This is a genomic window from Corallococcus sp. CA054B (assembly GCF_003611625.1).
Taxonomy (GTDB): Bacteria; Myxococcota; Myxococcia; order Myxococcales; family Myxococcaceae; genus Corallococcus; species Corallococcus coralloides.
In genome coordinates this window covers 11,287-32,629 of the sequence record NZ_RAVY01000112.1, presented here as the reverse complement: position 1 = coordinate 32,629, position 21,343 = coordinate 11,287, and the positions used below count along the sequence as shown (strand labels likewise).

Sequence of the window (21,343 nt, the reverse complement as noted above, 5' to 3'; positions counted from 1 at the left end):
GACTTCCTCCCACGCGCCCTCTCCGGGTCCGAGCAACGGCTCCTGCGCCGCCAGCAGCCGCGTGACGACGTGACAGCAGTGGGAGACAGCAGCAGGGAGGGCGCTGTTGGGGGCGGGGCCCGGAGCGCTGCATTGACGCGTCAAGCAGTCCTCGACGCCACGGACGAGGTGAAGGGCTCACTGCGCGGCGTCGAGGCCGCGTTCACCAGGCTGGCGGCCCGTCCTCCAGACCCCTGGGGCTGGAGCCTCACCGGCGTCTTCACGCGCTATCTCGACCAGGGCTCCAAGCAGGTGACGTGGCTTCATGGCGCGCTGGGGAGCGCCACCGCGTTGACGGAGGCGGCCTCGGAAGTCGGCGACACGGACATGGCGCTGGGCGTTCTGCGTCTGGCGGGGCCGAAACTCCAGGCGGCCCAATTTGGAACCCTTCTGCTGGCCACGTGGGTGGATTTCCTGCACCTCGCGGACGCCGTGCTCCGTAACTGCCCCATGTGCAGCGTCGAGAAGCTCTTTACTGACATGCATCGGGTGCAGGGACTGATGGAACCCACGCTGACGGACCTCGCCTCACTGGACCCGGCGCGGGTCGAGGCGGCGACAATCGCGATGCCCGAGTTGATGGGGAAGCTGACCCATGAGTTCGACACGCTCCATCAAGAGACCCGCGCGACCATGAAGCTCGGCGGGCAGATCATCGCGGCGATGCAAGCGGTGGAGATGGTCACGATGATCTCCACGATGAAGATGGCCATGCCACGCGTGCCGCCCTCGGCCCCCGCGACACTGGGCGTGGGCCTCGTGATGAGTTCGGGTGGCGTCATGGTGGGCTCGCGGCTGATTGTCTCCGCCGAGTGGGTGGAGATGATGCGAAGGCTCGTGCAGGCGGGCGTCATCTCCGTTCCCGCCGTCAGCGCGGCCGTCCTCATTCAAGGCGGACAGGTCACGATGGCCCAGGCCCGTGAGCTACCCAAAGGCGTGCGCGAAGCGCTGGGGGACAGCCCCGAAGTGCGCGGCATGCAGGTGACGGGCAGAGCGGGGGCGGGCATGTCGGACGCCCCGAAGCACCACGTGCTGCCGCGAGAGCACCGCGAGTGGTTCGAGCAGCGCGGCTTCAAGGGCGACATGGACATCGACCAGTTCTGCGTGAGGCTGGAGCAGGCCCACCACGAGGCAATTCACGGTGGGGGAAACTGGAAGCTGGGGCGCATGTGGCCCGGTGAGTGGAACCGGATGATCATGGAGGCGCTGCGCGAGGCTGAGGTTGAAGCTGGACGCATGTTGATGCGGAACGAGGTTCTGAACATTGTCGCATCTCGTATGAAGCGTTACGACATCCCAACGAGTTTCATTCAAGGGGGACCGCGATGACCGACGGACGTTCGTGGCAGGGCAACTGGAAGGCCCGCCTGTATGAGCGCGTCCGCGAGCGCGGTTACGATTCGCTCACCGCATTTGCCGAGGCTCACCCCGCCGTTCCACTGAACCAACTCGCTGAAGAACTTGGCAAGGACGACATCGCTGGGGTGCAGGTGTTGGGCGGATTGCATGCCGAGGCGGAGCAGCGCAATCAGGTCACACGTTTTGTACGCGACGTGCTTGTGCGAGAGCTATCCGAGAGCCTCCCCCATGGCTGGCCCTCCGTGATGGACGACGAGTCCCGTTTCCAGGTGGCCAAGGCGCTCGGCTGCTGGTCCGCCGACACTCCGGACACTCACAAGGAGCGGGTCAGGCAGGCCAGGGCTGCACTCCGCGCGACCCCACCCCCTGCTGGATGGCGCCCGCTTGGCCCCGACGACGAGCTTCTTCGGACACTCCTCCCCGACGAGGAAGCCTGACCGGAAGCGGCGACCAGTCGATCCAACGAGTGACGTTTATCTGGGGTGTAGCCCTCGCTTGCGTACTGGGCGGATTGAAGCCGCCAGCCAGCACGTTCGGCGCCACCGGCAGGCCATGCTTGGAGTCCGTGGTGTGCACGAGTCTCCTGCGCCGCCGAGCCCGAAGTCCGGCCTCGCGCATCAGCCGAGCCACGCAGTGCCGGCCCACGGGCTATCCCTGGGCCTTCATCTCGGCGCGCACGCGCGGGCTGCCGTAGGTGCGGCGGCTGTCCTGGTGCACCTGACGGATTCGCTCCACCAGCGCCGTGTTCGTCTTCTGGCGTGCCGACGCTCCCCGCCCCTCCCAGGCGTAGTAGCCCGCCCGGGATACCTCCAGGACACTACACAGCAGCGCTACCGGATAGTGCGCCTTCTCATCCTGGATGGCCGCGAACCTCACGTGCTCTCCCTGGCAAAGAAGGCTGCGGCGGTGAGGCGTCGCGTGTGCAACAGTGTGGGCAGCCAGTGGAGTTCAGGGACGGGCAGGTGGAGCGATAGTCCATCGCATCTGGCCCTGCGGGGGATTAAGCCTGGGGACCCGGCTCCCCGGGTGGGACCCTCCAGGACCTCATGCCCAGCACGACCCGTCACGACCCCGCGCCATCCCCTTCGTTGAGCGCGGTGGGACGCGCGCTCCCTCCGCACTACGCCAGCCAGGAGCAGCTCATCGCGGCGCTGCGCGACCTGTGGGCGACGAAGCACTTCAACCTGGAGCGGCTGGAGGACCTGCACCGCAACGTGCAGGTGGGCGGCCGGCACCTGGCGCTGCCGCTGGAGGAGTACCCGTCGCTCGCGACGTTCCAGCAGCGCAACGACGCGTGGATCCGCGTGGCCACGGAGCTGTCGGAGAAGGTGGCGCGCGAGGCGCTGTCGCGCGCGGGGCTCACGCCGAAGGACGTGGACCACGTCTTCTTCGTCACGGTGACGGGCATCGCCACGCCCAGCGTGGACGCGCGGCTGGTCAACCGGATGGGGCTGCGCGAGGACGTGAAGCGCACGCCCATCTTCGGCCTGGGCTGCGTGGCGGGCGCGGCGGGCCTGGCGCGAGCGTCGGACTACCTGCGCGCGTTCCCCAAGCAGACGGCGCTGCTCATCGCCACGGAGCTGTGCTCGCTCACGCTCCAGCGTGAAGACCTGTCCATCCCCAACATCATCGCCTCCGGCCTCTTCGGTGACGGCGCGGCGTGCGTGGTGCTGCGGGGCGCGGAGGCCCCGGTCTCCGGAGCCTCGACGGGGCCGCGCGTGGTGGGCTCACGGTCGGTGTTCTACCCGGACACCGAACGGGTGATGGGCTGGGACGTGGTGGACACGGGCTTCAAGGTGGTGCTGTCCGCGAAGGTGCCGCAGCTGGTGAAGGAGCACATCCGGGGCAACGTGGAGGGCTTCCTCGCGGAGCACGGGCTGGACCGCAAGGACGTGAAGCACTGGGTGGCGCACACCGGCGGGCCCAAGGTGCTGGAGGGCTTCGAGTCCGCGCTGGAGCTTGCGCCCGGCGCGCTGGAGCGCTCTTGGAAGTCGCTGCGGCAGGTGGGCAACCTGTCCAGCGCGTCGGTGCTCTTCGTGCTGGGGGAGACGCTGGAGGAGGCGGACGCGAAGCCGGGCGACTGGGGTGTGGTGATGGCCATGGGTCCGGGCTTCTGCGCGGAGATGGTGCTGGTGCGATGGTGACCGGCACCCAGGCGTTGTTCGCGGGCTTCATGGGGCTGCTCATCGCGGAGCGGCTGTTGGAGCTGGTGCTCTCCAAGCGCAACGCGGCGCGGGCCTTCGCGCGGGGCGGGGTGGAGACGGGGCAGGGGCACTACCGGTTCATGGTCGTGTTCCACACGCTGTTCCTCGTCGCGTGCGTCGCGGAGGTGTTCGGCCTCCAGCGGCCCTTCTGGGGCGCGTGGAGCTGGGCGGCGCTGGCGGGCTCGGGGGTGGCGCAGGGGCTGCGGTACTGGGCCATCGGGACGCTGGGGGACCGGTGGAACTCGCGCATCATCGTGGTGCCGGGGCTGGCGCCGGTGACGGGCGGGCCGTACCGGTTCCTGCGGCATCCGAACTACGTGGCGGTGGTGTTGGAGTTGTTCTGCGTGCCGCTCATCCACGGGGCGTGGGTGACGGCGGTCGTCTTCACGGTGGGCAACGCGGCGCTGCTCTACGTGCGCATCCGCGCGGAGGAGGCGGCGCTCGGGGCGATGTACTCCGAGGCCTTCGCCCACCGTCCCCGCTTCATTCCGGAGGTTCGCCGTGGCTGACATCGTGACGGAGGCGGTGGCGGAGATCCGCCGCATCGCCCGGGAGGAGCTGGAGTTCGAGGGCGCGGTGGAGCCCTCGCACGACCTGCTCCGGGACCTGCAACTGGACAGCCTGGGGCTGACGGTGCTGGCGGTGGGGCTGGAGAACCGCTTCCGGGTGCTGCTGTCGGAGGAGGACGCGCAGGGCGTGCGGACGGTGGAGGACCTGGCGCGGCTGGTGGCGGCGCGGGTCGAGGCCGCGAAGCCGGACGTGGGAGCGCACCCGTGAAGGGGCCGCCCCTGCCGGCGCTGAAGCACGCCACGGTGAACGCGATGCTGAAGGCGACGTCGCACACGTCGCTGGGGCTGGTGTTCGTGGACGCCTCCGAGCACGAGACGTCCCTGCCGTGGGCCCAGGTCTACCGGCGGGCGAAGCGCGCGGCGGCGGGGCTGGCGCGGATGGGCGTGCGTCCGGGAGACCGGGTGGCGCTGCTGTTGCCCACGTCACCTGCGTTCATGGATGCGTACTTCGGCGCGCTGCTGGCGGGCGCGGTGCCGGTGCCGCTGTATCCGCCGGTGCGGCTGGGGCGGCTGGACGAGTACCACCGCTCGACGGCGCGCATGCTCCAGCTGACGGGCGCGGTGGTGGTGCTGACGGACACGCGCGTGCGGCTGCTCCTGGGCCCGAGCATGGCGCAGGCGCGGCCCAGGCTGGGCTGTCACACGGTGGACGCGGTGCTGCACGGCGACGAGGACCTGGAGGTGGAGGTGTCCCCCGACGCGCTGGGGCTCATCCAGTTCTCCTCGGGTTCCACGGTGGAGCCGAAGCCGGTGGCGCTGACGCACGGGGCGCTGGTGGCGCAGGTGGCGGCGCTGGAGGCGGCGATGCCGGTGGTGCCGGGCGTGACGCCGGTGGGCGTGAGCTGGTTGCCACTGTACCACGACATGGGGCTCATCGGCTGTGTGCTCTCGGCGCTGTACTACCCGGGCAGCCTGGTGCTGATTCCGCCGGAGACGTTCCTGGTGAAGCCGGCGCTGTGGCTGCGAGCGCTGTCGAGGCACCGGGGCTTCGTGTCGCCCGCGCCGAACTTCGCCTATGGGTTGTGTTTGAAGCGGGTGAAGGACGCGGACCTGCAGGGCGTGGACCTGTCCGGGTGGTTGCACGCGCTCAACGGCGCGGAGCCGGTGTCCGCGGACACGCTGCGCCGCTTCGCGGAGCGGTTCGAGAAGTGGGGCTTCTCCGCCCGGGCGCTGCGGCCGGTGTATGGCTTGTCGGAGGCGTCGCTGGCGGTGACGTTCCCACCGGCGGGCCGGGGGCCGCGCGAGCTGGGCGTGGATGCGGACGTGCTGGCGCGTGAAGGGCAGGCGCGTGAAGGGACGCGCACGCTGGTGAGCGTGGGCGCGCCGGTCGCGGGCTTCGAGGTGCAGGTGCGAGGCGAGGACGGCGCGGTGTTGCCGGAGCGCCAGGTGGGGCGCGTGTTCGCGAAGGGGCCGTCGGTGATGCGCGGCTACTTCGAGGACGCGGAGGCGACGTCGCGGGCGTTGGTGGAGGAGGGCTGGCTGGACACGGGAGACCTGGGCTTCAGCGCGGACGGGGAGCTGTACCTGACGGGGCGCGCGAAGGACCTGGTCATCATCCGGGGCGCGAACCACGCGCCGCAGGCCTTCGAGGATCCGCTGCTCAAGGTGGACGGCGTGCGCACGGGCTGCGCGGTGGCGCTGGGCTTCACGCCCGAGGGCGGCCAGGACGAAGCGTTGCTCATCCTGGCCGAGCGCGCGGAGCGGGGCGCGGACGTGGCCTCGGTGGAGGCGGACATCCGCGCGGCGGTGGTGGAGGCCACGGGCGTGCAGCCGCACACGGTGCGACTGCTGGAGCCGGGTACACTGCCGCGCACGTCCAGCGGCAAGCTGCGAAGGAGTGAGGCGCTGCGGCGCTACCTGGCCGGAGAGCTGACGGCGCCGAAGAAGGTGGGCGCGGTGGGGCTCGCGGTGGAGATGGCGAAGAGCGCGCTGGCGATGGTGCGCGCGGAGCACGACTCGTGATGTGGCTGGACACGTGAAGCAGCATGACGTGGTCGTGGTGGGCGGAGGTCCTGCTGGGCTCGCGGTGGCCATCACTGCGGCCCGGCGTGGGCTGGACACAGTGGTGGTGGAGCGTGCATCCACCCCCGTGGACAAGGCGTGCGGTGAAGGCCTGATGCCCTCCGGCCTCGCGGCGCTGGAACGGCTGGGCGCACTCGCGCACCTGGACCGGAGCGACAGCTCGCCCTTCGTCGGGATCCGCTACGTGCAGGAGGACGGCAGCACGGCGGAAGGAAAACTCCCCGCGCCTGGTGGACTGGGAGTCCGCAGGCTGGCCCTGTCCCATGCGCTGGCGGCCCGCGCGCGCGAAGTAGGCGTGGACCTGCGCGAGCACACGCACGTCGTGTCGCACGTGCGCACGCCGGACGGGGTGACGCTGGAGACGCCCGTGGGCCGCGTGTCCGCGCGCTTCCTGGTCGCGGCGGACGGCTTGAACTCACCGCTGCGCAAGGCCGAGGGCCTGGAGGTGCAACAGGACGTGCCCCGGCGATACGGACTGCGGCGCCACTTCCGGCGCGTGCCGTGGACACCCTACGTGGAAGTGCATTTCGCCTCCGGCGTCGAGGCCTACGTGACGCCCGCCGGAGCGGAGCGCGTGGGCATTGCGTTCCTGTGGGAGGACGGCACGGTGCCGGGCCGCGTGGGTTTCGACTCGATGCTGGAGCGCTTCCCCCGGCTGGCGGAGAAGCTCACCGGCGCGGAGCCGGACTCCCAGCCCCGTGGCGCCGGACCCCTGGCCCGCGTGGCCCGCACGCGCATCGCGGATCGCTTCGCCCTCGTCGGTGATGCTGCGGGCTACGTGGACGCGCTGACCGGCGAAGGACTCACGCTCGCCTTCGCCTGCGCGGAGTCCCTGGGCGCGCTGCTCCCGGACGCCCTGGTGAAGGGCGCGGGCCACGACACGCTGCTGCCCTACGAGCGCACCTTCCAGCAGGTGTTCCGCAAGTACGCCTGGACCACGCACGGCCTGTTGATGCTCGCGCGCCGCCCGCGCCTGCGCGGGCCCGTGGTGCGCCTGCTGGGCCGAGCCCCCTGGCTCTTCGAGCGCATCCTCGCCGCCGTGGTGACGTGAACCGCCTGTCAGCCCCTTCCTCGCTCCCACGTCCGCGCGGCGGCCATCATCCACGGAGCCGCGCATGCATTGGGTCGTCCAGAACAACCTCTTCAACGAGCAGGGCTTCCACACGTTGATGGATGTCCTGGCGCACGGCTCCATCCCGCACACCCTGGTCAAGGTCATCCCGTTCGGCGGCGGCATCGAGCCCGAGCTGCGTCCACCCGGCCCCGTCATCGTGATGGGCTCGCTCTCCCTGACCCGCTACGCGCGCGAGCAGGGCTGGACCCCCGGCGCCTTCATCAACGACCAGTTCGACTTCCGCGTCTGGCGGCGGCACCTGGGCCCGCACCTGCTGAACGCCGAGGCCACCGTGCACCGGTTCGCGGACGTGCCGGAGCAGCCGGGGCCCTTCTTCATCCGCCCCTGCCTGGACGACAAGGCCTTCTCCGGCATGCTCACGTCCTGGGACGCGTTCACCCACTGGCGCGAGCAGGTCCTGAAGCTCGACACGTACGCGACGGTCACCGCCGACACGCCGGTGGCCGTCAGCGCGCCCAGGCACATCCAGCGCGAGTACCGCATGGTCGTCGTGGACGGCCGGGTCATCACCGGCTCGCTCTACAAGCTGGGGGACCGCGTGGTGGCCTCGTCGCAGGTGGAGCCGGAGGTCCAGGCCTTCGCGCAGCGCATGGCGGAGACCTGGGGGCCGGACCGCGCCTACGCGCTGGACGTCTTCATGCACGAGGGCGAGCTGTTCATCGGTGAGTTCAACAACCTGAACTCGGCCGGCTTCTACGCCTACGACGTCGGCAAGATGGTGGCCGCCGTGGAGGCCATGCGGTTCTGAGCGTGCCGGACCTTCCGGGAGCGCACCTGCTCCCGGAAAGCCCGGCGCCACCTGGACCCCGGACGCGGATCCTCACGGCCCGGCCCTTGTTCCATCGCCGCGCGCCGGGGACACTCGTCGCCATGGCATCTGGCCCCGCGGCTTCGCGTCCCTGGTTCGCGTTCTCCCTCGACCTGGCTCCGGCCGCGGCGAGCCGGCACCTGCACGGCCTGCCCCCCGTGCCCGACTTTCCCGAAGGCGAGCTCGCCGAGGCCCTGGACGTGGACGTCGTCTACGACGTGCATGTGCCCAACTGGGGTGGCCGGGTCGCACGCCTGGTGGATGCGCCCGGACACCGGCTGTCCGGGCGCCTGCGCTCCGTGGCCACCGAGTCCTGGCCCGTCCTGGCCCGGCTGGAGACCGCGCTCGGCCTGGCCACCGAGGAGCGCCCGGTGAAGGTGCGCACCGCCTCCGGCACCGTGGTGGACGCCCACGCCTTCACCCCCGCCGAGCGCAACACCTCCACGCAGGGGCCCGTCAGCGAGGCCTTCCTGATCACCCTCGCCGTCGCCGCCGAGCGCGCCCGCCTGCCTGCCGCCGTCGTCGAAAAACTCCAGGCCGAAGCCCGCATCGTCCACGCCGTCCAGCACGCCCGGCCTGACGGACACCGCCCTCCGCCCCCCTCCAAGTCCGGCATTAAGTGACAGCCGGGTCCAGCCGGACCGAAAAACGCCCTGCCCCCTGAGAAAAAGGGCGGAGTGACGCAACCGGGCGCCGCGTCACTCCGACGATGAAGAAGAGGGGCCCTCTCCCCGCCATCACCCCCGCCGGCCCCGAGGACGTTCACCGCATGTCGTCGCGAATTCCGACGCGAGTCTCCACCCCGCGCCCCACGCCCGCGAATGCGGCTGTCCCCACCGCCGCGCCCGCGAACACCGCGGTGCCCGCCGGAGCGGACGCTCCCGTCAGCGCGCCCGCCTCCAATGTCGTGGCGCCCACGGGGGGCAGCTGGAAGCGCTCCGCCACCAAGGAGGTGGCCATCTCCGACCTCCAGCAGAAGTTCGGCTGGACGGACGAAAGCTGGCAGGGGCGCCTGCTGCACGCGGCGGACGAAGGCGCGGACGGAAGCCGGGCCTCGAACGGCCAGGTGTCCGCGAAGGAACTGGAGGCGTACCTCTCCGCGCCCACGGACGCGCAGTTCCTCACGTCCACGGCCCTCCAGCAGCAGCGCGCGGCGCTCGACGCGAAGCTCGCAGGGGGCGCGCAGTCCGCGAAGGTGGACAGCTTCGACAGCCCCTGGCAGCAGTCCGTGGCGAAGCGCGCGGACCTCCTGGGCGGCAACGGCGACGGGGAGCTCTCCGCGGACGAGCTGACGGCCTACATCAACGCGTCCAAGGCGAACCAGGCCAAGGGCACGGGCACGGCCGCGAACACGCAGTGGGTGCCCGACCAGCAGATGGCCGCCTTCCAGAGCCGCGTGGCGGAAGTGGCCGGCGAGGTGGATCCGCTCCAGGGCGTGGGCGCGAGCGGCGCGACCCCCGGCCTGAACATGTTGAAGGAGTACTCGCGCACGCTGATGGACACGGACAAGAACGTGCCCACGTTCGTGAGCTACATGCTGTCCGCGGCGGACGTGAAGGAGACGCCCGCGGACGTCAGCCGGCTGGACAGCACCTTCGTGCGAGACCCTGAGCTGAAGCAGGGCGGCGTGGTGGACTCCGACTACAACAACACCGGTTTCGACCGGGGGCACATGAAGCCGGCCGAGGACTCGCCCACGCAGGCGGCGATGAACGAAAGCCACTACATGAGCAACATCGCGCCCCAGCACGGCAACCACAACCAGCAGGTGTGGCGCACGCTGGAGCGCGGCGTGTCGGAGATGGTGAAGGAGACCGGCGGCAAGGCCTACATCGTCACGGGCAACCTGTACCTGGACGACAAGGGCAAGCCGCTGCCGCCCGAGTCCCTCCAGACGACGGGCTCGAAGGCCGACCGGCAGATCGCGGTCCCCACGCACAACTTCAAGACGGTCCTCCTGGAGCTGCCCAACGGCAACCTGTCGATGTTCGCGTACATGGTGCCGAACACGAAGGACGGCCCGTCCAAGAAGGAGGGCATCCTCCCGCTGCTCCAGCAGTCGCGCGTACCGGTGGACCAGCTGGAGGGGTTGCTGGGCCAGGACCTCTACGCGCAGCTGCCGAAGAGCGTGCAGGACAAGCTGGAGAAGGACACCTCCGCCGCGGGCGTCTTCCAGCAGCAGAGCCTCTACGAGTCCGCCACGCTGCTGCGCGCCCCCTGAAGCATCTGTCGGGGGCCGCACACGCTGGCGGCCTTTGCCCGCCACGGTGCGCGCTCCCGGATGAGCATGGCCGTGCCCTCTTTCGAAGGAGCGCACGCCCATGGCCCTGCCGCCCATCCATCACCGGACGCTCGACCTGGATGGGGTCGAGGTCTTCTACCGGGAGGCCGGCCCCGCGGACGCGCCGGTGGTGCTGTTGCCGCACGGCTATCCGTCCTCGTCGTTCCAGTACCGGAACTACCTGCCCGCGCTCGCGGACCGCTGGCGGTTGATCGCGCCGGACTACCCGGGCTTCGGGTACAGCGGCACGCCCGAGCACTTCGACTATTCGTTCGACGGCTACGCCGGGTTCCTGGAGCGCTTCACGCAGGCGCTGGGCCTGACGCGCTACGCGCTCTACCTGCACGACTACGGTTCGCAGATCGGCCTGCGGCTGGCCATCCGCGCACCGGAGCGGGTGGCGGCGTTGATCCTCCAGAACGGTGACATCTACGAGGACGTGCTCGGGCCGAAGTACCAGGCGCTGAAGGCGTACTGGGCGAACCCCAGCGCGGCGGCGCGGGAGAAGCTGGCCGGGGCGGTGAGCGAGGAAGGCTTCCGCGACGAGTTCCTGGGAGAGGTGGCCCCGCATCTTGCGTCACGGATCAGCCCGGACCTGTGGAAGCTGTCGTGGCCGCTGATGCGGACGCCGAAGCGACGGGAGATCGCCGTCGGCCTGATGGAAGGGCTGAAGGAGAACCTGGGCTGGTTCCCCCGCTATCAGGCGTATCTGCGTGAGCACCGGCCGCCGACGTTGATCGTCTGGGGCCCGCAGGACGGGTACATGCCGGAGGCCTCGGCGAGGGCCTGGCTGCGCGACCTGCCAGACGCGGAGCTGCACCTGCTGGAGGGTGGGCACTGGGCGCTGGAGACGAACCTGGAGGAGATCGTCGCGCTGTCGCGGGACTTCCTCGGCAGGGTGCATCCGTGAGGGCTCAGCGCTGAACGCGGTACCGGAGCCACACGATGCCGGAGTCGCGGCGCTCCACGTGGGTGAGCTCCAGTGCGGCGCCCGCGCCAGTGGAACCCTGGGGGCGGTCGAAGAGGGTCGGTGTGCCGGGCAGGCCGTCGGCGGTGGGGTGAATGAGGAGGCTCACCTCGTCGATGAGGCCCGCGGCGAGGAAGGAGCCGTTGATGCCGCCGCCGCCCTCCAGCAGCACGGTCTTGATGCCGAAGGTGTCTCCGAGCTTCTCCAGCACGCGGGCGAAGTCGATGTCCTGCTTGCCGCCGAAGACATAGGAGACGCCGCGCTCGCGCAGGTGGGCGAGGTGCGCGTCGGAGACGGACTCGGTGAGCACGACGACGAGGTGATCATCGTCGATGGCGCCGGACTCCCAGTTCAGCTTGCCGTGGGCATCCAGGGCGATGGCGTAGGACTCCGCATCCTTGCGAGCGACGAAGTCCGTGCGGGGCAGAGGAGAGGCAGGAGCGGGCTTGGACACAGCCCCTTCGGCGGCGAAGTCCTCCATGGTGATGCGGCCGCACATCCAGGCATCCGCGTCGAAGGTGTCGGCGGTGCGCTCGTATTCACCGCGCATCGACGCCGGGTCGGGCCAGTGCTTGACGACGATGCGCCCGTCGATGGACGAGACCATGTGGCAGATGACGTGGGGCTTCATCGGGCGACTCCGGAGCACGGCCCGCCTTCAGGTGGCGGGCGGCGGAGCGCGGATGGTTCCCGAGGCGCCACGGTCTGTCGAACCGAGTCCGCGCCGGTCCGTTCACAATCCCGCGAGCCGCTACTGCGTCGCGCCGGGATCGTCGGAGGCCTCGGCGGTGGAGGACTTCTCCTCCTCCGCCTTGGGCGCTTCGAGAGGCGGGGGCTCCGACTTGCCCACCTGGATGACCACCGGGCTGGAGACAGTGGGCTGGGGCGAGAACCGGCTCCTGGGCGTCGCGCCCACTCCCACGTAGGAGCAGCCAGTCAGGGCGAACAAGGAGACGGCGGCAATCAGTCGGAGCATGAGAGCATTCAAGCGGACGCGCTGGTGGGAGGTCCAGGGAGCATCTGACATCCTGCTCTCAAGAGGGCATTTGCAATCTCGTCGAATTCGCTCGGTCTCCGAGTTGGGTCATCTTCTGCGCCCTTGGGCACGTAGATCACCATTCCCCCTCGAGCTCGGGTCAGAAGCACGCGATAGCTATTCAATCGAAACTGTCGGCGCACTGTTCCGTGGATGTTGGTCCACCGCGGTGCTTTCATTTCCCGAGCACGCCAAGCGTCCTTCTCCCACAACAGATCGCCACCCCAGCAGAGGCCGGAATAATCGACTTCGAGTCCCTGGCAACCGAACTCGCTGAGCGGCGTCTCAAGGGCCCCGGAGCTTCGGAAGTCTGTAAAAGGCTTCAAGAACCAGTGTCCAATGGGGGCCGGGTCCTTTGTGCGAGGTGAAGGCGGTACTCCATCTGCAATGAGCCGCACGGCTTCTGAGCTGGCCAGGAGTCCCGTCGAACGTCCTCCGCGCCGGTGTGTGCGGAGCCATGCCTTTGCATCCGTGAGTTCTCGGGTCAGCAGTGCTGGGGGGACCGTCATCTCGGCCGCGATGCGCCGGGCCTCCTGCAGATTGCCTTCCAGGAGCCGCGCCACCCAGTGAATGAGTTGCGAATTGCGGAAGGCGCGGAACGAATTTGCAAGGTGAAAGCTTGGCTCTTCCCGAACGGGGAATGGAGCCAACGTGTCCACTGGAAGAAGGCCAGGCCCTGTTACGTCAAGGCCGCCTCGGAGGGCTTGCGGTGCTGCCACGACACTCCAGCAGTGCCCTCGCGCTGCTGCGTTGGACAGGGCTTCCCCCCAAAGCGCCAGCCCTCCTTCTCCGTCATTGATCTCTTGTCCAGGCCCCACCAAGCACACCAGGCACGCCCACTCGTGACGACCCAGAATCTCAAGAAAGCTCTCCGGTTCTGACTGGTTGCGCTTCAGGAGTCGTTTGCCCACGGTGGCATTCCATGCGCGCTGCGCCTCGTCGAAAACGAGCACATGCTCATCGGGAGCCCCACCCGCAGTGTGCTGCTTGATGTAGTCCAGGAGGTTCTGGAGCGCTTTGGAGGCGACTCTCTTGGCATCTTCCTTCCTCTGTTGAGTCCTTGTGGCCAAGTCACTCGCCAGTGCTTCGGTCAGGACATGCACGAGTGGACGGTTTCCCGAAAGCAGCGTCGCAGATGTGCTTCCTGGGAATCGGGTAAACGCCAAGTCCAAGCCAAGCAGCGTCTTCCCTGCGCCTGGAGCGCCAGTCACGAAGCACACGACCTTTTCGCGACGGCTTTCCGCGGATCGGACCGTCGCGCGGAGCGCATCGGCTGTCCGTTGCAGGTTCTCGTCAGTGGCATCACCGCGGCCAATATCGGCCACTCTGTGGCCTGCGTAGAGGGTCCTGGCCGCTTCAATGATGCTCGGTGTCGGCTGATAGGGCGACGCGTCGAACTCGTGCCAGTCCGGAATGCTCTCTGCACTGCTGCCGAACTGCGTCGCCGCTTCTCTTAGGGCGATGGAGAGCGTGTAGGCATTCGTCTCGATGAGGTCTGCGACGTGGTCGAAGCCCTTCATTTGAGTCGGGCGGTCAGGTCCCTTTTCCGCGCAGAGAATCGGCACGACCCAACGCGTTTGAGATGCTTTGTGGAAGTCGTGGAGTGCGTGGGCATAGCTCTCCGTTTGAAGCCGTGCCGCAGCATCGTAGGTGGTGGCTCCAATCTTGAATTCCACGACGCAGACGACACCTGGAGACAGCACCACCGCGTCGAGCCGTTTCCCCAAGCGATGAAGCGGCATCTCGATGAGCAGAGACCACTTGGCGCACACTTCCCCGAGTGCGCGAAAGGTACTTCGCAGGATGTCGAGTTCGCGCTCCCATGCCTGAATCTGCTCTCGTTCGAGCTCTCTCAGTAGCTTACTGTGTCCCTTGGTGAGTGCCCCAAGCACCTGCAGGGGCTCCATCTCAAGAAAGTCAGAAACACGAGCGCCATAAAACGAATGCGAAGGGGGATGGGAGAAAGTTCTCAAGGTGGGGGCTCGGGAAGTGCAGCCCCAAGCCTAGTACGCGCGGGTGAACTCCATCACCCAGTTGGTCTCCCAGGTCTCTCCATCAAGCGAGAAGGCCTGTTCCCACCGGGCGCGGTCGTTGCCCAGACGGGTCCAATTGAACACGACCTGGACCGGGCGGCCTCCTTCGGTGTCCTCTCCGTAGAAGCGGCCGTGGTCGCCCGTGAAGCCGCCGTGCACGGGTGGCTGGAGCACCGCGTGGCGGCTGTCGATCCAGTGGATGGACCAGCGGCGCTCCCGCGCATCGAACAGGCGCAGGGCCATGCCGGAGAAGCCCCGCTCGAAGACGGTCTCCTCGACGTTGGACAGGCCGCCCAGGTGGGGCTGGCAGCGCATCCTGGACGTGAACACGTCCCAGTCGTCACTGCCCGTCAGCCGTTGCTTGAGCTTCCGGTTCACGCACGTCCATTCGCCCATCAGGAAGTCGAAGTCGTGCACGTCGCCCGTGGGCAAGGAGGGAAGGGGCTTCATGGCTTGGGTCCTTTCGGGGAGACGGTCAGCGCAGCTCGGAGCGCGCGGTGGGGGACAGCGACAGGTGTTCAATTGGCGCGCTCAGCCATGGTTGGAGCGGCTCCGCCCAGCCCTTCGCAGCGGCTCGGCGTCGAAGGTGCTCTTGGTGGTGTCCGGCATCCGGGAACACGGTGAGCCAGACGAAGACCTGCTCTCCCGTGCGCACGGGCAGGGCCGGGAAGGTGTTCTCCGCGGGTTCGGTCTGGAACAGGCCTTGGGGCGTCGCGCCCAGCTCCGTGAGCACCGGGCGCATGTGCTGTTCGAAGCAGGCCGTGAGGCCTTCATCGGCGGGAGCCTTCAGGTAGCAGACCGTCACCTCCACCCGGGAGTCGGGACGTGCATCCGCGCCTGGCGATGGCCGGGTCGCGCTCGGATGCGCGAGGCCCGTGTCTGGCCGCACCGGCCGCAGGAGCAGGACGTTGTCGGAGTCCTGCATGGTCATGTTCGCGGCGTTGCGGTGCTCCTTCCACACCGGGCCGCCGTAGAACGCGCTCAGGGCTTCTCGCCGTGAGGCCATGTCGCGAAAGCCTCGCAGCCACACGAACCGGTCTGGACGGTCCTCGTCGCGGAACTGACCGATGAGGTGCATGCCGGTGGTTTCCTGCGGCTCGATGAAGGCCCGTTCGAAGAGCGAGACGAGGACGTCCCGCTGCCCGGGATGCAGCGTGTACTGGCGCAACTCGAGGACCGAGCAGCAAGAGGACGGCATGAGGGCTTCCGGGGTGCGGGTGCGGAGGCCATCCTTGCCAGGGAACTGGTAGGGTCATGAAGACCACTTCCGCCAGAATCGGCCATACCAGTTGAAGACCTCCACCGGCGTCGCGTCCTCGCTCATCCTGCGGCTCGATTCGCGGAGTTCCACGCCGCTCCACGAGCAGCTCTTCGAAGGCATCCGTGCGCGCATCCTCGCGGGGGCGCTGGCACCTGGGCTGCGGCTTCCCTCCTCCCGTCAGCTCGCCACCGAGCTGGAGGTGGCCCGCAGCACCGTCCTCCAGGCGCTGGATGCGCTCACGGCGGAGGGCTACCTCGTGGCCCAAGCAGGCTCCTGCACACGCGTCGCGCCCGAGCTGCCCATCCTCGCCGGAGACCGGAGCCCTGAACCCGGGCTGCCTGCTGCCGCACGTGCGTCAAGCTCTGGTGAGCGGGGGCGGGGGCCTCGGCTTGCTGCCTCCGCACGGGCGTTGAAGGCCTCTCCGGTCGGTGCTCCGCGCCTGGGGGCCGCGCCTCGTGCGTTCCGGCCAGGAGTGCCCGCGCTGGACCTGTTTCCCACCGCGCTCTGGGCCCGCACGGTGTCTCGCGTCCATGCTCGCGCGAGCACGGGGTTGCTCGACGGAGGCGACCCTTCGGGGAATGCGCCGCTGCGCGAAGCCATCGCCACCCATGTGTCCGTGTCGCGTGGCGTGCGCTGCTCCCCGGCGCAGGTCTTCATCACGGCGGGCACCCAGCAGGCCTTCGATGAGGTGCTCCGGCTCGCGCTGAACCGTGGGGACTCCGTCTGGGTGGAGGACCCTGGCTATCCCGGCGCTCGTCGCGCCGTGCTCGCCGCGGGTGGACGGCCCGTGCCCATCCCCGTGGATGGGGACGGACTCGACGTGGGGGCGGGCCTGGCTCGCGCGCCTCGGGCCCGGGTCGCGTTGGTGGCTCCTTCGCACCAATACCCGCTGGGCGTCACGCTGAGCCTGGCGCGGCGGATGGCGCTGCTCCAGTGGGCCGAACGCACCCGCTCGCTGATCATCGAGGACGACTACGACAGCGAGTTCCGGCACCGCGGCCGTCCCCTCACCGCGCTCCAGGGACTCGATGACGCCGGCTGCGTGGTCTACGTGGGCACGTTCAGCAAGTCGCTGTTCCCCGGTCTGCGCCTGGGCTTCCTCGTCGTGCCGCCCTCGCTCGTGGACATCTTCTCCGCCGCGCGCGCCACCGCGCCCGCGCCCGCCTCCACGATGGAGCAGGCCGCGCTCGCCGTGTTCCTCGCGGAGGGCCACTTCGCCCGTCACCTGCGCCGCATGCGCGCGGCCTACCGGGAGCGCGGCGAGGCCCTGCTCGAAGCCCTGCACTCCGACTGCTCGGGCGTCCTCACGCCCAGCCCCTGTGACACCGGCATGCAGGTATGCGCGTCCCTTGCCGCGCCGCTGTCCGACCTGCGCGTCCGCGACGAGGCCGCGCGCCTGGGCGTGGAGGTCGCCGCCTTGTCCGACTACTCCCTCGGCCGCCGCCGCGAGTCCGGCCTCGTCTTCGGCTTTGGCGGCGTGCGCCCGGACGACATGCGCGCCGGGACACGAACCCTGGCCCGGGCAATCGAAGCCGCGCGCCGACGCTGATGCAACGGCCCCTCGCCTTGACTGTCCGCGGGGCCGCGCTGATATTCAACCCAGAGGTTGAATAATGCGCACCCCGGCGACTCCGAACCATCTGGATCAGACGCTGCTGGCGCTGGCGGACCCGACGCGACGGGCCATCCTCCAGCGCCTGGCAGCGGGAGAGCTGCGCGTGACGGAACTGGCCCAGCCGTTCGCCATGTCCCTCAACGCGGTGTCCAAGCACATCCGCGTGCTGGAGCGCGCGAAGCTGGTGCGCCGCCGCCGCGAGGGCCGCGAACACCTGCTGTCCTTCACTCCGAAGCGCATGGACGAAGCCGCGCGCTGGATGGAAGCCCAGCGCGCGAACTGGACCGCCCGCCTCCAGGCGCTCGACGACCTGCTCCAAGCCGAGGACCGCGCCGCCGCGGCCTCCGCCCCTCCCCACCCGAAAGGACCTCTCCGATGAGCGACGACCGCCCCGTGAAGCTGACCGTCACCCACCGCTTCAAGGCCTCCTCCGAGCGGGTCTTCGATGCCTGGCTCAACCCCGTGAAGGCCCGCGGCTGGCTCTTCGTCACGGCGCCAGAGAGGCCGCTGGTGCGCGCGGAAATCAATGCGCGGGTGGGCGGCCGGTTCTGCTTCGCCGACCTGCGCGACGGCGAAGCGGTGGAGCATGTGGGCGAGTACCTGGAGGTCGACCGGCCACGCCGGCTGGTGTTCACCTTCGGGGTGCCGAAGTACTCGCCGGATTACGACCGGGTGACGGTGGACATCGTTCCCGACGGAGAGGGCTGTGTGCTCACCCTGACCCACGAGATGGGCCCGGACGGCGAGAAGTGGAAGGACAGCACCGAGAAGGGGTGGTCCAAGATGCTGGTGGGGCTGGACACCTGGCTGTACGAGGCCCCGGCCACCGCTCAGTAGGGCTGACATCCCTTCCCGGGCGCGGGCCGTCTACGATGGCGCCATGACCTGGCGTTTCCTCTTCCTCCCGCTGGTGCTGCTGTCCGCATGCGGGCAGCGGCGCAGCGACCCCGCGCGCGTCGCGGAGGACCTGATGCGCCCCGCGCCCTTGGGGGCCTTCGCCGCGGGCACACCTCCGGTCTCCACGGAGGACTGCACGGTGCGCACGGCGAAGCAGTGCTTCGACCAGGCGCTTACGCTGCTGGCCACGAACGCGCAGGGCCCGGAGCGGCTGCGCGCGTTGTCGCTGATGGGCAAGGCGTGTGACGGACAGGTGAAGGACGCCTGCTCGTGGTTGTCCCAGCACGTGAAGGAGCCCCGGCGCGTGCGTGGCGGCCCGCCGGATGACCCCGTGTTCCAGGAGGCCTTCGAGCACTGGCGCGAAGGCCGCAAGCACCACGTGCGCGTGACGTGCCGGCTGGTGCAGGGCGGCGTGCCCCAACAGTGCGAGGTACGGGAAGCGACGCTGCCCCCGGACCTGCTGGCGCAGGCGCTCGCCAGCATCCAGGCTTCGCGCTACGTGCTGCCCACCCTCGACGGAGAGCCCTTCGAATGCGACTGGACCATCGTCATCAAGTGACGCGGCTATGGCCCATGCTGGCCCTGTCGCTGCTCACCGGCTGCTTCGCCGGCACCGTGCACCGGGGCCCGGTGACGGACCACTTCGACGGCGAGTCGTTCCAGAACATCGGCGACGCGCCGAAGCTGTCCCCGCTCACGCTGATCGCGGCCGTGATGGAGGAGAAGCGCGGCCCCTGGCGCGACTACGTGGAGGAGCCCGCCGGCCCGAAGCCGCCGGAGCGCGTGGGCCCGGGTGAGCTGCGCGTGACGTTCATCGGCCACGCCACGGTGCTGCTCCAGGCGGACGGGGTGAACGTGCTGACGGACCCCATCTATTCGGAGCGGGCGAGCCCCGTGTCCTTCGTGGGCCCCAAGCGCGTGCGGCCGCCGGGCATCCGCTTCGAGGACCTGCCGCCCATCGACATCGTGGTGGTGAGCCACAACCACTACGACCACATGGACCTGCCCACGCTGCGGCAGCTGGAGGCCGCGCACCATCCGCTCTTCCTCGCGGGCCTGGGCAACCGCGAGCTGCTCATGGATGAGGGCTTCCAGCGCGTGGAGGAGCTGGACTGGTGGCAGTCCGCGAAGAGCGGTCCCCCGGGGTTGAAGGTGTGGGCGGTGCCCGCGCAGCATCGCTCGAACCGGGGGCTGACGGACGTGGAGGAGACGCTGTGGGCGGGCTACGTGCTGGAGACGTCCGGCGGCCCGGTGCTCTTCGCGGGCGACACGGGGCTGGGGCCGCACTTCGACCGCATCGCGGAGCGCTTCGGGCCCATGCGCCTGTCGGTGCTGCCCATCGGCGCGTTCCGTCCGCGCGTCCTGCACCCGGTGCACATGGGGCCGGAGGACGCGCTGAAGGCGCACCACGTGCTGCGCTCGGGCACGTCCGTGGCGATGCACTACGGCACCTTCCCCATGGCGTGGGACGGTCAGGACGAAGCGAAGTACCTGCTCCTGCGGCTGCTGCTGAAGGAGCAGGTGCGGCCGCGCTTCTGGGCGCTCGGCTTTGGCGAGGGCCGGGACGTGCCACCGCTGGCGTCGGGGAATGACGGGCGCGCCGATGCCGGACGCTGAAGGCGCGGTGCCGCCGGAGGTGGAGGCGAAGGAGAAGATGGACCGGGCGCGCGCGTGCATCCGCGAGGGCGAACTGGAAGCGGCGATTCCGCTCTGTGACGAGGTGTACCGGCGCTTCACGCTGTCGAAGGTGCCGGCGCTCCAGCTCCAGGTGGCTCGGGCATTGGGGCACCGGGGCGCGGCCATCTCGGAGCAGGGGATGTTCAACGAAGCGCTGGTCCACTTCGACGAGGTGGAGCGCCGCTTCTGGAGCCCGCGCAGGCCGGAGCTCTGGGAGGGCGTCGCGTGGGGGATGCTGTACCGGGCCCGCGTGCTCCTGGAGATGGACCGGGAGGACATGAGCAGCAACTGGCTGGAGCGGATGCTGAGCCGCTTCAAGGTGTTCGCGCAGCGGCCCGACCTGCGCATCCCGGTGGAGCTGGCGCGAACGGCGGTGGTCGCCGCGCACAACCAGGGGCAGCGCTTCGAGGAGGCGCTGAGCCAGTCCGAGGCGCTCCTGAAGGAGTACGACGGAAACACCGAGCCGTTCCTGGTGGAGCAGACCGCGTCAGCGATGTTGGGGCGGGCCATCGCGCTCCAGGGCCTGGGGCACGTGGACGAAGCGCTGGAAGCGTTCGACGAAGTGGACGTGCGCTACTGCGAGGACACGGACCCGAGGATGCGAGCCCTGGTCTCCTCCGCGCTCATGGGACGGGCGCTCGTGTTGCTACGGGAGGAGCTCCTCCCGGAGGCACTGGGCGCGCTGGACGCCATCCTCGAACACGCGGGCCCGAACCCGGGACGGCGTCTGCTGGAGCCCGTGAACTTCGCGAAGTTCCACCGCGAAGTTGTTGAACGTGAGCTGCAACTCGAACGCGAGCGGGCCGCGCGCAGGCCGAAGCCGAAGCCGGGCTAGCCCGGAGGCGGAAGGGACTTCCAGAGCCACCCCAGCCGCAGGTCCCGCTCCTCGAAGGGCGGAGCGCGGATGAGGTCATCCTCCTCGCCGTAGACGCCCATCTCCAACCAGCGCCCGTCCCGCAGCTCGCTCACGGTGAGCGTGCGCGAGTCCAGATCCACGAACCACAGGTGCTTGATGCCGATGCGTGCGTAGAACGGCCGCTTGATGCGTGTGTCGTAGGCCCGCGTGGTTGGCGACAGGATTTCGCACGCCCAGTCGGGAACATCCGTCCACTGTCCCTGGGGCATCAGGGGCACCCGTTCGCGCCGCCAGCCCGCGAGGTCCGGGATGAACTCTGGAGAGCCGCCTACCCGGATACCGGGTTCGGACATGATCCACCATCCGCTCGGCATCTCCTCGCCACCCAGCTGGAGTGCATCATCCAGCTCGCGGTGGAGCCTGTATTCGAAATGGCCATGCGCGGCACGCGGCCGCGCATGCGTGTACAACGTTCCGTCGATGATCTCGCCCACCACGCCCTCGGGCAAGGTCTCGATGTCAGCGAAGGTCGCCGGACCCCCGAGTGGTTTCGCGCCATAGACCATGCCCGAAGTGTGGAGTTA

The 21,343-nt window shown here is 69.3% G+C and carries 23 protein-coding genes and 1 pseudogene; 17 read left to right on the top strand and 7 right to left on the bottom strand.

The window, feature by feature from the left end:
• Positions 1-1,368: DUF2380 domain-containing protein (locus D7V80_RS24900; protein ID WP_120590542.1), on the top strand; the 1,368-nt coding region annotated here is incomplete at its 5' end.
• On the top strand, positions 1,365-1,835 hold the full coding sequence (locus D7V80_RS24895; RefSeq protein ID WP_120590541.1) for an NUDIX hydrolase: 471 nt from the start codon (positions 1,365-1,367) through the stop codon (positions 1,833-1,835). The genes D7V80_RS24900 and D7V80_RS24895, both read left to right, overlap by 4 nt.
• 76 nt (positions 1,836-1,911) lie before the next feature.
• Here the strand turns inward: D7V80_RS24895 and D7V80_RS43980 are convergent.
• Positions 1,912-2,247 (bottom strand): annotated as a pseudogene (locus D7V80_RS43980) (IS3 family transposase); the annotation flags it as partial.
• 197 nt (positions 2,248-2,444) lie between these two features.
• On the opposite strand from D7V80_RS43980, the gene D7V80_RS24885 reads away from it, so the two are divergent.
• The 9 genes from D7V80_RS24885 (at position 2,445) to D7V80_RS24845 (ending at position 11,327) form a co-directional block, all read left to right on the top strand.
• Complete coding sequence (locus tag D7V80_RS24885; RefSeq protein ID WP_120590539.1) at positions 2,445-3,542, top strand: type III polyketide synthase; 1,098 nt, start codon at positions 2,445-2,447, stop codon at positions 3,540-3,542.
• Positions 3,536-4,111 carry an isoprenylcysteine carboxyl methyltransferase family protein gene (locus D7V80_RS24880; protein ID WP_120590538.1) on the top strand — a complete coding sequence of 192 codons (576 nt, stop codon included), beginning with the start codon at positions 3,536-3,538 and terminating at the stop codon, positions 4,109-4,111. The genes D7V80_RS24885 and D7V80_RS24880 overlap by 7 nt, the downstream gene beginning before the upstream one ends.
• Complete coding sequence (locus tag D7V80_RS24875; RefSeq protein WP_120590537.1) at positions 4,104-4,379, top strand: acyl carrier protein; 276 nt, start codon at positions 4,104-4,106, stop codon at positions 4,377-4,379. Before D7V80_RS24880 ends, D7V80_RS24875 begins: the two co-directional genes overlap by 8 nt.
• Positions 4,376-6,133 carry a fatty acyl-AMP ligase gene (locus D7V80_RS24870; protein WP_120590536.1) on the top strand — a complete coding sequence of 586 codons (1,758 nt, stop codon included), beginning with the start codon at positions 4,376-4,378 and terminating at the stop codon, positions 6,131-6,133. The genes D7V80_RS24875 and D7V80_RS24870 overlap by 4 nt, the downstream gene beginning before the upstream one ends.
• A gap of 13 nt (positions 6,134-6,146) precedes the next feature.
• Complete coding sequence (locus D7V80_RS24865; RefSeq protein WP_120590535.1) at positions 6,147-7,244, top strand: NAD(P)/FAD-dependent oxidoreductase; 1,098 nt, start codon at positions 6,147-6,149, stop codon at positions 7,242-7,244.
• 64 nt (positions 7,245-7,308) lie between these two features.
• Positions 7,309-8,076, top strand: a complete 768-nt coding sequence (locus D7V80_RS24860; protein ID WP_120590534.1) for an ATP-grasp domain-containing protein — start codon at positions 7,309-7,311, stop codon at positions 8,074-8,076.
• Positions 8,077-8,198: 122 nt separating this feature from the next.
• Positions 8,199-8,759 carry a gamma-glutamylcyclotransferase gene (locus D7V80_RS24855; protein ID WP_120590533.1) on the top strand — a complete coding sequence of 187 codons (561 nt, stop codon included), beginning with the start codon at positions 8,199-8,201 and terminating at the stop codon, positions 8,757-8,759.
• A gap of 146 nt (positions 8,760-8,905) precedes the next feature.
• A complete protein-coding gene (locus tag D7V80_RS24850) occupies positions 8,906-10,357 on the top strand; it encodes a DNA/RNA non-specific endonuclease (protein ID WP_120590532.1) in 1,452 nt (483 codons plus the stop codon).
• 100 nt (positions 10,358-10,457) lie between these two features.
• The gene (locus D7V80_RS24845) at positions 10,458-11,327 is read left to right on the top strand and encodes an alpha/beta fold hydrolase (RefSeq protein ID WP_120590531.1); all 870 of its coding nucleotides are present in this window, start codon (positions 10,458-10,460) and stop codon (positions 11,325-11,327) included.
• A gap of 4 nt (positions 11,328-11,331) precedes the next feature.
• Here the strand turns inward: D7V80_RS24845 and D7V80_RS24840 are convergent, their stop codons facing one another.
• The 5 genes from D7V80_RS24840 to D7V80_RS24820 all read right to left on the bottom strand — a co-directional run bounded on the left by D7V80_RS24840 (position 11,332) and on the right by D7V80_RS24820 (position 15,651).
• Positions 11,332-12,015: a RibD family protein gene (locus D7V80_RS24840; protein ID WP_120590530.1), complete on the bottom strand. Its 684-nt coding sequence runs from the start codon at positions 12,013-12,015 to the stop codon at positions 11,332-11,334.
• Positions 12,016-12,135: 120 nt separating this feature from the next.
• On the bottom strand, positions 12,136-12,360 hold the full coding sequence (locus tag D7V80_RS24835; protein WP_120590529.1) for a hypothetical protein: 225 nt from the start codon (positions 12,358-12,360) through the stop codon (positions 12,136-12,138).
• 8 nt (positions 12,361-12,368) lie between these two features.
• Positions 12,369-14,393 carry a DNA/RNA helicase domain-containing protein gene (locus D7V80_RS24830; protein WP_147447207.1) on the bottom strand — a complete coding sequence of 675 codons (2,025 nt, stop codon included), beginning with the start codon at positions 14,391-14,393 and terminating at the stop codon, positions 12,369-12,371.
• Between the two features lie 30 nt (positions 14,394-14,423).
• On the bottom strand, positions 14,424-14,903 hold the full coding sequence (locus D7V80_RS24825) for a hypothetical protein (protein ID WP_120590527.1): 480 nt from the start codon (positions 14,901-14,903) through the stop codon (positions 14,424-14,426).
• 25 nt (positions 14,904-14,928) lie between these two features.
• Positions 14,929-15,651, bottom strand: coding sequence for an NIPSNAP family protein (locus tag D7V80_RS24820; protein WP_120590526.1), 723 nt, complete (start codon positions 15,649-15,651; stop codon positions 14,929-14,931).
• A 91-nt stretch (positions 15,652-15,742) separates the two neighbouring features.
• Between D7V80_RS24820 and D7V80_RS24815 the strand changes: the two genes are divergently transcribed.
• The 6 genes from D7V80_RS24815 (at position 15,743) to D7V80_RS24790 (ending at position 20,738) form a co-directional block, all read left to right on the top strand.
• Positions 15,743-17,263 (top strand): PLP-dependent aminotransferase family protein, encoded by a 1,521-nt coding sequence (locus D7V80_RS24815; RefSeq protein WP_120590525.1) that lies wholly within the window; start codon positions 15,743-15,745, stop codon positions 17,261-17,263.
• Positions 17,264-17,327: 64 nt separating this feature from the next.
• Entirely contained in the window at positions 17,328-17,708 is a 381-nt protein-coding gene (locus D7V80_RS24810; RefSeq protein ID WP_120590524.1) for a helix-turn-helix transcriptional regulator, read from the top strand.
• Positions 17,705-18,166 (top strand): SRPBCC domain-containing protein, encoded by a 462-nt coding sequence (locus D7V80_RS24805; RefSeq protein ID WP_120590523.1) that lies wholly within the window; start codon positions 17,705-17,707, stop codon positions 18,164-18,166. The genes D7V80_RS24810 and D7V80_RS24805 overlap by 4 nt, the downstream gene beginning before the upstream one ends.
• Positions 18,167-18,209: 43 nt before the next feature.
• Complete coding sequence (locus D7V80_RS24800; protein ID WP_120590522.1) at positions 18,210-18,785, top strand: hypothetical protein; 576 nt, start codon at positions 18,210-18,212, stop codon at positions 18,783-18,785.
• On the top strand, positions 18,758-19,843 hold the full coding sequence (locus D7V80_RS24795) for an MBL fold metallo-hydrolase (protein WP_120590521.1): 1,086 nt from the start codon (positions 18,758-18,760) through the stop codon (positions 19,841-19,843). Before D7V80_RS24800 ends, D7V80_RS24795 begins: the two co-directional genes overlap by 28 nt.
• The gene (locus tag D7V80_RS24790) at positions 19,815-20,738 is read left to right on the top strand and encodes a tetratricopeptide repeat protein (RefSeq protein WP_120590520.1); all 924 of its coding nucleotides are present in this window, start codon (positions 19,815-19,817) and stop codon (positions 20,736-20,738) included. The genes D7V80_RS24795 and D7V80_RS24790 overlap by 29 nt, the downstream gene beginning before the upstream one ends.
• Here the strand turns inward: D7V80_RS24790 and D7V80_RS24785 are convergent.
• A complete protein-coding gene (locus D7V80_RS24785; RefSeq protein WP_304988205.1) occupies positions 20,735-21,268 on the bottom strand; it encodes a Uma2 family endonuclease in 534 nt (177 codons plus the stop codon). The two genes, D7V80_RS24790 and D7V80_RS24785, sit on opposite strands and share 4 nt — an antisense overlap.
• Positions 21,269-21,343: the final 75 nt, after the last annotated feature.